The organism is Kitasatospora sp. NPDC056181 (assembly GCF_042266225.1).
Taxonomy (GTDB): Bacteria; Actinomycetota; Actinomycetes; order Streptomycetales; family Streptomycetaceae; genus Kitasatospora.
Genome location: NZ_JBHJUK010000206.1, coordinates 1 through 11,970 on the forward strand (window position 1 = coordinate 1; position 11,970 = coordinate 11,970).

Genomic DNA, 11,970 nt, shown 5'->3' on the forward strand with positions numbered 1-11,970 from the left:
CCCCAGCGCCACGGCCGGGCCGGCCGGGCCGGCCGTCGCCGCCGGCCCCGCCCCGGGCGCCACCTCGGGGGCCCAGGCCGCCGCCACCGGAGGCTCCGGCGGCGCGGCACCGGCGGCCGCGTCCTCGGAGGCACCCAGCGCGGCGCCCCCGGCGTCCGCCACGCCGACGACCGTCCCGACCACGGTCCCGAGCCCCACGATCACTCCGAGCAGCGGCCCCAGCTCGCCGCCACCCGCCGTCACCATCGCCCACACCCCCGCCCCGGGCAGCCCCTCCACCGCGACGGCCGTCCTGCCCGGCGCCTGTGCGGGCACCGTCTACCGCACCGCGCCCCAGCCCCTCACGCCTCCTCCCGCGCCGACCCCGACCACGGCGCCGTCGGCCGGTTGAGCCCGTCCTCGCAGGCGCGCGCCCGCGCGGGCCCGTCCGCGCAGGCGCGGGCCCGGAGGCCGGGACGGCCGACCTCCCGTGAGGGTGGGCCGACCCCTGTGGTCGGGAGGGGCGTGAAGAATGGTTACCGTGGGGGTGTGTACCGGTTTCTCCTCACTCCGCGCTGGCTGAGCGGCACCGCGCTGGCCGTTGCGGCCGTGGCGGTGTGCGTCTGGCTCGGCACCTGGCAGCTCGGCCGGTTCGAGGACAAGGTCTCCTCGCACCAGGAGATCAGCAGGACGGTGGACGACGCCGGCTCGGCCAGGCCGCTCGGGGAACTGCTCGGCGCCGACCGGCCGCAGGTCACCACCGACACCGTCGGCCGGGCCGTGACGGTGTCCGGCACCTTCGACCAGGAACACCAACTGCTCGTCCCCAACCGGGTCCTGGACGGCAAGCAGGGCTACTACGTGCTCACCCCGCTGCGCACCGGAGACGGCCGGACCGTCGCCGTCGTGCGCGGGTGGGCGCCGGGCGCACCCGCCGAGGGCGCACCCGCCGAGGGAGCGGCCGCCGCGGCACCCGCCGGCGAGGTCACGGTGACCGGGCGGCTCCAGGCCGGCGAGAGCAGCGGCAGCAACGGCGCGGTGGCCGGCGGCCTCCCGGCCGGACAGCTCGGCACGATCAACCAGGCCGCGCTGGTCAACAAGCTGTCCTACGACGGCTGGTACGACGGCTGGGTGTCCGCGGACGCGGCTCCGGCCGGGCTGACCCCGGTGCCGACCGTGCAGCCGCAGGGCGGCGACGGGCTCACCCTGCGCGCGTTCCAGAACCTGGGCTACACGCTGGAGTGGTTCGTCTTCGGCGGCTTCGTCGTCTTCATGTGGTTCCGCCTGGTGCGCCGCGAGGCGGAGGCCGAGCAGGACCGGGCCCTCGGGCTGGACCCGGTCCTGGAGTAGCCCTCGCGGGGGCTCAGCGCGTCGGCTTCGCCGTCGGTACGACCGGCAGCGACGGTACGGCCGGGGTGCCCGGCACGCGCGCGGTCGGCGACGGGGTCGAGGCCGGTGACGGGGTCGAGGCCGGTGACGGAGCCGAGGCCGAGGGGGTCGGGGCAGGCGTGGCCGAGGCCGTCGGACTCGGCGGCGGGTTGCTGCACCGGCTCCCGTTCCCGTTCCCGTAGTCGTCGTCGTCCGAGTCGTAGTCGGTGTGGTGGCGCGTCTTGCGTCCGCTCTTGGACCCCTTGGAGCCGGACGACTTCGACCCCGACGACTTCGACCCGGACTTGGCGAGTACGACCACCCCGTCGTCACCCTCGCCGCTCTCCGCCGTGCGGAAGGCGGCCTGGACGGCGGGCTGGACGGCGGACCGGACGGCGAGGCTCCCCGCCGAGGCACTTGCCTTCCCGGAAGCGGCGGCGGAGGCCGAGGCCGGGGCAGCGGCCGATGCCTTGGCCGAAGTCGGGGCCGACGGCGACGCGGGGGCCGGGGACGTCGGCCGGGTGGACGGCGAGGCGGTCGGCGGGCAGGCCGCTCCGCTGCTGCTGTCCTGATCCGAGCAGCCGGTGAGCACCAGGGCCCCGGCCACCCCCACCCCTACGATCGCCAGCAGACGTCTCACCCGGTCCCCCCGTGGGTGGTGCCGTCCGTGGCCGCGGCTCCCGCGGCCACCCCGGCCCGATTCTCCCCGACGCCCTGCGATGCGCCGTTCGAGGCGCCGTTCGAGGCGCCCTTCGCGCCGAGGTGGCGGCGGACGAAGTCGATCTCCAGTCGCAGCTGCTTGATCCGCTCCTCGACCACGAGCGAGCCGTGCCCGGCGTCGTACCGGTACACCTCGTGCGGGGTGCCGAGCTGCTCCAGCCGTTCGACGTAGTTCTCGATCTGGCGGATCGGGCAACGCGGGTCGTTGACCCCGGCGCTGATGTAGACCGGCACCCGCACCCGGTCGACGTAGGTGAGCGGCGAGGAGGCCGTCCAGCGCTCGGGCACCTCCTGCGGCGTGCCGCCGAAGAGCGTGCGGTCGAGCGACTTCAGAGCCTCCATCTCGTCCTCGTACGCGGTCAGGTAGTCCGCGACCGGGACGGCGGCGACGCCGAGCGCCCAGTTCTCCGGCTGCACGCCGAGACCGAGCAGGGTGAGGTAACCGCCCCAGGAGCCGCCGCTGAGGACGAGCCGGTCGGGATCGGCGAGCCCCTCGGCCACCGCCCACGCGCGGACCGCGTCGATGTCCTCCAGCTCGATCAGGCCGACCCGCTCGCGCAGCGCGTCCGTCCAGGCCTGGCCGTAGCCGGTGGAGCCGCGGTAGTTGACCCGGACCACCGCGAAGCCGTGGTCCAGCCAGGCGGCCGGGCCGGCGGCGAAGGAGTCGCTGTCGTGGTGGGTCGGACCGCCGTGGATCTCGAAGACGGTCGGGAACGGACCCTCGCCGGCCCCGGCCGGCCGCTGGACCAGTGCGTGCACCCGCCCGCCGGGCCCGTCGACCCAGACGTCCTCGACCGGCACCGAGCGGGGCGGGACCGTGCCGGGGGCCCGCAGCACCACCGTGCCGGCGGTGGAGCGGACGGCCGACGGCTCGGCGGCCGAGGACCAGAGGTACTCCACCGTGCCGTCCGGGCGGGGGGTGGCACCGCTGACGGTGCCGCGCGGGGTCTCCAGACGGGTCAGGCGGCCGCCGTCGCCCGGGGCCTCGTCCAGCGAGTACGAGAACAGCTCGCTGCGCGCCTCGTACTCGTGCTCGACCAGCAGCGCGCGGGCCCCCGGGCGCCACTGCGCGGAGACGTCGCCGGGCAGCTCGCGGCCATGCTCGTCGCGGAGCGGCAGCGCGGTCTCGGCGCCGGTGGCGACGTCCCAGATCATCGGTTCCCAGCGGCCGCTGCGCTGGTGGGCCACCAGCAGCCGGGTGTCGCCCTCGACGGGGGCGAAGCCGAGGCAGGCCACTCCGCGCGGCTCGTCGCGGCCGGTGACCTCGTCCAGCTCGGCGACGGTCGCGCCGTCGGCGAGCCGGACGACCCGGATCGCCGAGTGCATCGCGTCGCCGTGCTCGGTGTGGTCGATGGCCAGCAGCGTGCTGTCGTAGCTGAGGTCGCCGACGCCGCCGTACTCCTCGTGCCGGTAGATCTCCACCGCCTCCGCCGCGCCGGGGCGGCGCAGGTGCAGGGTGGTGCCGTGCTCGTCGGTGGAGCGGCCGACCACCACCGTGCCGTCCCGGCCGAGGGCGAGGCCCGCCGAGTAGGAGGCGGCCAGGCCGGGGACGGCCTCCTCGTCGGGGCCGGTCGCGCCGTCGGCGCCGTCGGCACCCGCGGGGCCGTCCGCCCGGCCGGCGAAGGGCTGGCGGCGCCAGATTCCGAACTCGTCGCCGTCGTTGTCGTCGAACCACCAGACCCAGGCGCCGTCGGGGGACAGCTCGGCGTCGGTGGTGCCGTTCGGTCGGTCGGTCACCCGGCGGTGGGTGTCGCCGGCGCGGTCCCAGGCGTACACCTCGTAGGTGCCGGTCGCGTTGGACACGTACAACGCCCGGTCGGGGGCGTCCTCCGCCCAGTCCGGGAGGGAAACCCGGGCCGCCCTGAACCGCTGCTCCCACGCCGGTACGGCGCTCTTCTCCTCGCTCATCCACCCATCCAACCCGATCGGGGGGACGGAACGGAACGGGCGGGTGGGCCCCGGAGGCCCACCCGCCCACGTCTTCCCCGTCCTGCCCGGGCCCCCGTCCTCCCCGGGCCCCCGTCCTCCCCGGGCCCCGTGCTCACCGCCGGGCGCCTTCGGAGCTCAGGCCGCCCGGCGGGGCAGCAGCTGCACCAGGCCCACCAGCAGCAGCTCCAGCACCGCCAGGACCGCGACGCTCCGGCCGAAGGCGGCGGCCGGGTCGGCGGCGCCGTAGTAGACGATGCCGATCAGCGCGATCCCGAGCGAGCCGGCGACCTGCTGGACGGTGGCCACCACCCCCGCCGCCGAACCGGCCAGCTGCGGCTCCACCCCGGCCAGCACCACGGAGGTGACCGGTGCGATCACCAGGCCCATGCCCAGGCCGTCCACGAACAGGCCCGGCGCCAGCCACCAGACGCTGCCGGTCGCCCCGGCGGCGTGCGCGGCGAGGCCGAGCAGCCCCAGCCCGGCGGCCATCAGCAGCCCGCCGAGCGCGACCGCCTGGCGGCCGAGGCGCGCGGCGACGCGGTGCGCGGTGGTCGAGGTGATCAGGTAGCCGACGCCGATCGCGGTGAAGACCAGGCCCGCCCCGAGCGCGTCCAGGCCACGGCCCGGCTGCAGGTACAGGGCGAGCACCAGGAAGAACGACGACTGGCCGAGCCAGAAGGCGAGTTGGGCGAGCAGCCCGGCGGCGAACGAGCGGGTCCGGAACAGCCGGGTGTCGACCAGCGGCGAGCCGGTGGCGCGGGTCCGGTGCTGGTGCACGGCGAAGGCGGCGAGCAGCGCGACGGAGCCCGCCAGGCAGAGCCAGGTCCAGAGCGGCCAGCCCTGCTCGCGGCCCTGGATCAGCGGAAGCACCAGGCCGGTCAGCGCGACGGTGACCAGCAGCACGCCCACCGGGTCCAGGCCGGGACGCTGCGGCGCGCGGGACTCCGGCAGGCAGCGACGGACCATCGCGAGGGCGGCCAGGCCGACCGGCAGGTTGATCAGGAAGCAGCTGCGCCAGTCCAGCCCGAAGAGGTCGGCCCGGATCAGCACCCCGCCGATCAGCTGGCCGAACACCGCGCCGACGCCCATCGTCAGCCCGTACATCGCGAACGCCCGGGCCTGCGCCGCACCGCTGAACGCCGTCCGCAGGATCGCCAGCACCTGCGGCCCCATCAGCGCCGCCGCCAGGCCCTGCGCGACCCGTGCGCCGACCAGCGCGGCCGCGGTGGGGGCCAGGCCGCAGCCTGCCGAGGCGAGCGTGAACAGGGCCAGCCCGAGGGCGAACACCCGGCGCCGGCCGTACCGGTCACCGAGCCGCCCGGCGGTGACCAGGCCGGCTGCGAGGGCCAGGCTGAAGCCGGCGATCACCCACTGGACGGCCGCGGGGCCGGCGCCCAGGTCGGCCTGGACGGAGGGGACGGCGACGTTGACGACGAAGACGTCGAGGGCGGTCATGAAGGTGGCGGTCAGGACGACCGGCAGCAGGCCCCGGGTCGAGGATCCGGCCCCGGTGGGGGCCTGCCGGGCCTTGGGGGCGGCCGTGCGGGTGGGCAGGGCGGTGCTCATCGCGGGTGCTCCTCGCGGGGTCGTCATGGTCGGCGGGGCCGGCGGGGCGGGCCCGGTCGCGGGCCCGCCCGTGCGGCTCGGTGGGGCGGCTCGATGGTGCGGGGGTGGGCCGTCGGCCGCTCCCGCGGCGCCGGGGTGCGGCGGCTCAGGCGCCCGGGACGCGGTCCAGGAAGCCGTACACCGAGGCGATCCGGCCGTCCGGGCCGGCCACCAGCACGTCGAACCCGATCACCAGCGGCTCCTCGCCGGCCGGCCCGAGGTTCCAGGTGAACCGGGCGATGTCGTGGTGCGCGTCGACCGCGCCCAGGGTGAACTCCAGGCCCGGGAACTGCGCCTGGGCCGCGCCGATCAGCGCGTCCATCCCGTCCCGGCCGGTGACCGCGGCCAGCGGGTCGGTGTAGCTGCCGTCCTCGGCCCACGTCTGGTCGACCAGCTTGCGGCGGGCGGCCGGGTCGGTCTCGTTCCAGGCGGCGAGGTAGCGCTCGGCGAGCTGCTGGAGGTCGGCGGGCTGCTGGACGTCGGCGGGCCGGGCGCCGGCCGCCTGGGTGCCGGTCTGCCGGGCGTCGGTCTGCTGGAGGTTCGTCATGGTCTTCTCCCGTGTGCCGCTTGGCTGTTCGGCGGGTCGTTCCCGCTGGTCATGAAGGTACGGGCGGCGCGCGGAGGGCGAATCTGTCACGGATAGGTAGGGGTGGGTACGTCACTCGGTGCGGGGCGGGCGGGCCGCGCCAGTAGGGTCGGGGGATGGGGATGCTCTACGGGCGGGAACAGGAGCAGGCCGTCGTCGACGCGCTGCTCGACGGGGCGAGGGCGGGCCGCAGCGGGGTACTGGTGCTGCGCGGCGAGCCCGGGATCGGCAAGACGGCGCTGCTGGAGTACGCGGTGGCGGCCGCCGGCGAGACGTTCCGGGTGGTCCGGGCGACGGGGGTCGAGTACGAGGCCGAACTCCCGTTCGCCGGGCTGAGTCTGCTGCTCGCACCGGGCCTGGACCGGCTCTCCGTGCTGCCCGGACCGCAACGGCGTTCCCTGGAAGGCGCGTTCGGACTCGGCGAGGACGCGGCGCCGGGTGGCGCGCCCGGCGACCGGCTGCTGACCGGGCTGGCCACCCTCGGGCTTCTCGCCGAACTCGCCTCCGAACAGCCCTTGTTGTGCCTCGTCGACGATGTCCAGTGGCTGGACCGGGCCTCGCTGGACGCGCTGCTGCTCGCCGCCCGCCGGCTCCAGGCGGAGGGTGTCGCCCTGGTGCTCGCCGTCCGCGACGCGGGCGCGTCGGGAGCCGCCGGGGTCGCCGGTGTTGCCGGGGCGGCCGGTGGTGCTGCGGACGGGCTGCCGCTGGCTGGTCTTCCCGAGCTCCGGCTGGCCGGTCTGCCCGAGCCGGCCGCCGCCCGACTCCTGGACGCCCGAACGGCGGTGGAGCTCACCGGCGGAGTCCGCCGCCGGCTGCTCGCCGAGGCCGCCGGCAACCCGCTGGCGCTCACCGAACTTCCCGTCACCGCAGGGGAGTCCGCCGTCGGGGACACCGCCGCCGCGCCCGGTGCACTGCCGCTCACCAGCCGTCTGCAGATCGCCTTCCATGGCCAGGTCACCGGCCTTCCGCCGGCCACCCAGAACCTGCTGCTGGTCGCCGCGGCCGAGGAGAACGGGGACCTCGCCGTCGTCCTCGCGGCCGCCGCCGCCCTCGGTGTGACCGCCGAACACCTCGCCCCGGCCGAAGAGTCGGGCCTGGTCCACGTCGACGCGGACCGTCGGCTCGTCTTCCGGCACCCGCTGCTGCGTGCCGCCATCCTCCAACGCGCGCCGCTGCAACAGAAACTGACCGTCCATCGGGTCATCGGCGAGGCGCTGGAGGACGGCGACCGCCGCACCTGGCACCTGGCCCTCGCCGCCACCGCCCCCGACGCCGAACTCGCCGACGCGCTGGAACGCACCGCCGTCCGCGCCGAGGCCCGCGGCGGCCACGGCGGCGCCGCCGCCGCGTACGAACGCGCCGCGCGCCTCACCCCCGACCGCGACGGGGCCACCCGCCGCCTCGTCCTGGCCGCCGAAGCCGCCACCGAGGAAGGCAAGTTGGAGCAGGCCGAGGCGCTCGCCGAACGGGCCGGCGCGCGGACCGACGACGCCCTGGCCCATGCGCTGCTCGACCACGTCCGGGCCACCGCACACTTCTGGCGTGGCTCCTACCCCACCGCCTACCGGCTGCTGCTGGATGCGGCCGGCACCGGCATCGAGCCGTCGCACGCCGCCCGGATGCTCTTCCAGGCCTTCCACGCCGCCTGGTACGCGGGCGAGGAACCGGTGGTCGCCGTCCTCGACCGGCTGGCCGCGGTCCTGGCCGAACTGCCGGAGGGCGACCCGCTCACCCCGCTCGCCCGGCACCTGCCCGCCGCCGTGCTGCCCGCCCTCGGCCGCCCCGCCGGTCCGCTGCCGGCCGCCCGGGACACGGCGGCGGCGGCCCGCCGGGCGGGCGCCGAGACCCCGGGCGACCTGGTCCAGCTGTGCGGGGCGACCCTGATCCTCGGCCGGGACGCCGAGACCGCCGAACTCGCCGCCGAACTCGTCGCCGAGGCCCGCGCCAAGGGCACCGTCGGCGTGCTGCCCACGCTCCAGTTCTTCGCCGCCGAGACGGAGCTGTTCCACGGACGCCACCGCGACGCCGAGGTCACCGCCACCGAGGCGCTCGCCCTCGCCCGCGACACCGGGCAGCACCAGTGGGTCAGCCAGCTCAGCGCGCTGCTCGCCTGCCTGGCCGCGCTCGCCGGCGACGCGGACCAGGTCGCGGCGCTCACCGCGACGGCCCGGACGGCGACGGCGCTGACCACGACCACGCCGGGCGGCGGTACGGCCGGCTCCGCGGCCGCGGCCCCCGGCGAACCGTGGGCCCAGTGGGCGCTCGCCCTGCTCGACCTCGGCCACGGCCGGGCCGGCGACGCCGCCGACCGGCTCCAGGGCCTCACCACCGGTCCTTACCGGCACCACGTCAGCGGCACCCGGGCCGTCCCCGACCTGGTCGAGGCCGCCGTCCGCCTCGGCGCCCCCGAGCGCGCCGCCGAACCGTACGAGCGGTTCGCCCGCTGGGCCGGCGCCGCCGCCGTGCCGTGGGCCGAGGCGCTGAGGCTGCGCTGCCAGGCCCTGCTCGGCCCGGACGAACTCGCCGAGTCGGCCTACCGCGCCGCCCTGGTCCTCCACGACGGCACCCACCGCCCCTTCGAACAGGCCCGCACCGGGCTGCTCTACGGCGAGTGGCTGCGCCGCGAACGCCGCCGCACCGACGCCCGCCCCCACCTGCGCGCCGCCCTGGAGACCTTCGAACGCCTCGGCGCCCGCCCCTGGGCCGACCGCGCCCGTACCGAACTCACCGCCACCGGCACCAGCGCCCCCGCCCCGGCCGACGCCCCCGCGGGCGCGCTCACGGCGCTCACCCCGCAGGAGCTCCAGATCGCCCGGCTCGCCGCCCAGGGCCTCACCAACCGCGACATCGCCGCCCAGCTCTTCCTCAGCCCCCGCACCGTCGGCCACCACCTCTACAAGGCCTACCCGAAGCTCGGGATCACCTCCCGGACGGACCTCCCGGCGCTGTTCTGACCTCCGCCGAGCCGGTCCGGCCGGGGCGTCGGGTCACCCGCCGGCCGCCGCCGCGATGCCGCCGGGGCGGGCGTACTGCCCGTCCGTCAGGCTGAGCCCGAAGCGCCCACGCTCCCCGCCGGGCGCCCGCCGGAGCCGGCCCCCGGTCCGGGGCGGCACCGATCCTGCGGGGTGACCTCGCTCACACGCCATCGGCCGCCCGCCCTGCCGACCCTGCCCGCCCTGGCTGGCCGTCAGCCCGGCCCCGGGGGCGAGGTCACGGCAACGGGCTTTCGCGTTTGCGCATACGTCAGAGGCCCTACCGGATCTCTCCGATAGGGCCTCTGTACTACTGGGTCGGGGTGGCGGGATTTGAACCCACGGCCTCTTCGTCCCGAACGAAGCGCGCTACCAAGCTGCGCCACACCCCGGTCTTTCTGTTTGTCGCTCCGTCTCCTTCGCGACGAGTAGAACTCTACCGGACGCTCGCCGAGAGACGAAATCCGATTCCCGGCGGGCGTCCGGCGCAGGTCAGGGGGCCGGGGTGAGGGTGAGGAGGGTGGCCTCGGGGGGGCAGGCGAAGCGGACCGGGGTGTAGCGGTTGGTGCCGCAGCCTGCGGAGACGTGGAGGTAGGAGCGGCGGCCGCCGGCCTGGTGGGTGGAGAGGCCCTTGACCCGCTTGGCGTCGAGGTCGCAGTTGGTGACCAGGGCGCCGTAGAAGGGGATGCAGAGCTGGCCGCCGTGGGTGTGGCCGGCCAGGATCAGCGGGTAGCGGTCGGCGGTGAAGGCGTCCAGGACGCGGAGGTAGGGCGCGTGGACGACGGCGAGCGACAGGTCTGCGTCGGCGGAGGGGCCGCCGGCGACCTCGCTGTAGCGGTCGCGGCGGATGTGCGGGTCGTCGAGGCCGGTGAACTCCAGGTCGAGGCCGCCGATGTTCAGCCGGCCGCGGGCGTTGGTGAGGTCGAGCCACCCGGCCGCGTCGAAGCCGTCGCGCAGCTTCTCCCACGGGTTGTGGACGGCGCCGCTGATGCCGCGGCTCGCGGTGCCGTCGGGGTTGTTCATGCCGTGGACGCCGCTGCGCATCGCCTGGAGGTAGCGGGCCGGGTTCTTGCGGGCCGGGCCGTAGTAGTCGTTGGACCCGAAGACGTAGACGCCGGGGAACTCCATCAGCGGTCCGAGCGCGTCGAGCGTGGCCGGGACGCCGAGCGGGTCGGAGAGGTTGTCGCCGGTGTTGACCACCAGGTCGGGGCGCAGGCCCGCGAGGCTCTGCAGCCAGCGCTGCTTCTTGCCCTGCCCGCTCACCATGTGGATGTCGGAGACCTGGAGGACGCGGATCGGGCGGGCGCCCCGGGGCAGGACGGGGATCTCGATCCGGCGGAGCCGGAAGGAACGGACCTCGTACCCGACGGAGTAGGCGAGGCAGGCGGCGCCGGTGGCGGCGATTCCGAGGGGGACGGAGTACAGCGGTCGCATCGCTCCATGCTCTCAGACGGCGGATCAGCTGGTGAACGTCCGGGCGGCAGGTGGGGACACGCCCTCCTACTCCGTACGCCCCCGGTGCGGTGCCAGCTCGGCGGCGACGGCGTCGATCACGGACCGCCAGTGCTCGCGCTGCCGGGCGCGTTCGGCGGGGTCGTCGAGCCGCTCCTGGTGGAAGCGGAGCACGGTGCCGCCGCCGGCGGGTGTGACGGTCAGCTGCACGGTGGTGCTCCCGGCCCGGCCGGCGGGCTGCCAGGTGAGCCGGATCCGGGAGCCGGGGTGCAGGCTGCGGAGCTCGCCGGTGGAGCCGTCGGCGGCGGTGACCGGTCCGCCGACCCGGTCGCCGAGGCGGGCGCCGGGGCCGAGCCAGAGCGCGGCGCCCCCGGGGGAGGTCAGCAGGGCCCAGACGGCCTCCGGGGGGTACGGCAGGGTGCGGGAGACGCCGATCTGGAAGCCGGCGTCGCGGGTGAGCCCGACAGGGCGCTCGGCGGTCATGCGGATCACTCCTCCGTCCGGTCCGTCCGGTCCGTCCGGTCCGTCCGGTCGCGGCGGGCCCGCGGCGGTCGAACCGTGTCCCGCAGCGGTCGGGCCCGTGTCCCGAAGCGGTCGGACCACGCCCCGTGGCGACCGGACCGCGTCCGCGGGGCCCGTGCGGTGGCCGGCTCCCCGGCGGCGGTCGTACAACCAGTATGGGGAGCCGCGGGAGGCGGGAGCCTGCGCGTTGCGCAGGGGCGTTGCGTTAATGGCGGGCAGCCGAACGCCGCAGGTGGGAGACTCGGGGCCATGACCACGCTCAAGGAGCAGCTGCAGGAGGACCTCACGGCTGCCATCAAGGACCGGGACGAGCTGCGCTCGTCCACCATTCGGCTCACGCTCTCCGCTGTCACCAGCGAGGAGGTGGCGGGCAAGGAGAAGCGCGAGCTGTCGGACGCCGAGGTGCTGAAGGTGCTCGCGCGTGAGGCGAAGAAGCGCCGGGAGGCCGCCGAGGCGTTCGACGGTGCGGGCCGGGTCGACCAGGCCGCCCGGGAGCGGGCGGAGGGCGAGTTGCTGGCCGGCTACCTGCCCAAGCAGCTCTCCGACGAGGAGCTGACGGCGATCGTGGCCGCCGCCGTCGCCGAGAGCGGGGCGACCGGTCCGCAGGGCATGGGCGCCGTGATGAAGCTCGTGAAGCCGAAGGTGGACGGTCTGGCCGAGGGCGGCCGCGTGGCCGCCGCCGTGAAGGCAGCGCTCACCGGCTGACGCGCCGCACGGGCACCGCCCGAACCACCGGCACCGCCCGAACCACCGGCACAAGCACCGGCACCGGCAACAGCACCGCCCGACGCGCCCGAACCGGCGCGCAGACACGAGGGCGCAGACACGAGGGCGCCC

General features: G+C 76.2%; 10 protein-coding genes, 1 tRNA gene and 1 pseudogene. 5 read left to right on the forward strand and 7 right to left on the reverse strand.

From position 1 onward, the window contains the following. Positions 1-315 (reverse strand): annotated as a pseudogene (locus ACFC1F_RS39975) (hypothetical protein); the annotation flags it as partial. A gap of 213 nt (positions 316-528) precedes the next feature. On the opposite strand from ACFC1F_RS39975, the gene ACFC1F_RS39980 reads away from it, so the two are divergent. The 3 genes from ACFC1F_RS39980 (at position 529) to ACFC1F_RS39990 (ending at position 1,919) form a co-directional block, all read left to right on the forward strand. Further along, complete coding sequence (locus tag ACFC1F_RS39980; RefSeq protein ID WP_376166274.1) at positions 529-1,329, forward strand: SURF1 family protein; 801 nt, start codon at positions 529-531, stop codon at positions 1,327-1,329. Positions 1,330-1,394: 65 nt separating this feature from the next. Then, on the forward strand, positions 1,395-1,550 hold the full coding sequence (locus ACFC1F_RS39985) for a hypothetical protein (RefSeq protein ID WP_376166276.1): 156 nt from the start codon (positions 1,395-1,397) through the stop codon (positions 1,548-1,550). 51 nt (positions 1,551-1,601) lie between these two features. Beyond that, entirely contained in the window at positions 1,602-1,919 is a 318-nt protein-coding gene (locus ACFC1F_RS39990; protein ID WP_209417326.1) for a hypothetical protein, read from the forward strand. A 64-nt stretch (positions 1,920-1,983) separates the two neighbouring features. On the opposite strand, the gene ACFC1F_RS39995 is transcribed toward ACFC1F_RS39990, so the two are convergent. The 3 genes from ACFC1F_RS39995 to ACFC1F_RS40005 form a co-directional block, all read right to left on the reverse strand. Further along, entirely contained in the window at positions 1,984-3,975 is a 1,992-nt protein-coding gene (locus ACFC1F_RS39995) for a S9 family peptidase (protein ID WP_376166278.1), read from the reverse strand. A 156-nt stretch (positions 3,976-4,131) separates the two neighbouring features. After that, positions 4,132-5,562, reverse strand: a complete 1,431-nt coding sequence (locus ACFC1F_RS40000) for an MFS transporter (protein ID WP_376166280.1) — start codon at positions 5,560-5,562, stop codon at positions 4,132-4,134. Positions 5,563-5,707: 145 nt separating this feature from the next. Continuing rightward, positions 5,708-6,148: a nuclear transport factor 2 family protein gene (locus ACFC1F_RS40005; protein WP_376166282.1), complete on the reverse strand. Its 441-nt coding sequence runs from the start codon at positions 6,146-6,148 to the stop codon at positions 5,708-5,710. 155 nt (positions 6,149-6,303) lie between these two features. Between ACFC1F_RS40005 and ACFC1F_RS40010 the strand changes: the two genes are divergently transcribed. Further along, positions 6,304-9,141 carry an AAA family ATPase gene (locus ACFC1F_RS40010; protein WP_376166284.1) on the forward strand — a complete coding sequence of 946 codons (2,838 nt, stop codon included), beginning with the start codon at positions 6,304-6,306 and terminating at the stop codon, positions 9,139-9,141. 336 nt (positions 9,142-9,477) lie between these two features. Here ACFC1F_RS40010 and ACFC1F_RS40015 read toward each other — a convergent pair. The 3 genes from ACFC1F_RS40015 to ACFC1F_RS40025 form a co-directional block, all read right to left on the reverse strand. Further along, positions 9,478-9,551: transfer RNA gene (locus ACFC1F_RS40015), tRNA-Pro, on the reverse strand. Between the two features lie 100 nt (positions 9,552-9,651). Beyond that, complete coding sequence (locus ACFC1F_RS40020; RefSeq protein ID WP_209417330.1) at positions 9,652-10,593, reverse strand: metallophosphoesterase; 942 nt, start codon at positions 10,591-10,593, stop codon at positions 9,652-9,654. A gap of 66 nt (positions 10,594-10,659) precedes the next feature. Then, on the reverse strand, positions 10,660-11,094 hold the full coding sequence (locus tag ACFC1F_RS40025) for an SRPBCC domain-containing protein (protein WP_376166286.1): 435 nt from the start codon (positions 11,092-11,094) through the stop codon (positions 10,660-10,662). Positions 11,095-11,382: 288 nt separating this feature from the next. Here ACFC1F_RS40025 and ACFC1F_RS40030 point away from each other — a divergent pair, with 288 nt between their 5' ends. Beyond that, on the forward strand, positions 11,383-11,838 hold the full coding sequence (locus ACFC1F_RS40030; RefSeq protein ID WP_376166288.1) for a GatB/YqeY domain-containing protein: 456 nt from the start codon (positions 11,383-11,385) through the stop codon (positions 11,836-11,838). Positions 11,839-11,970: the final 132 nt, after the last annotated feature.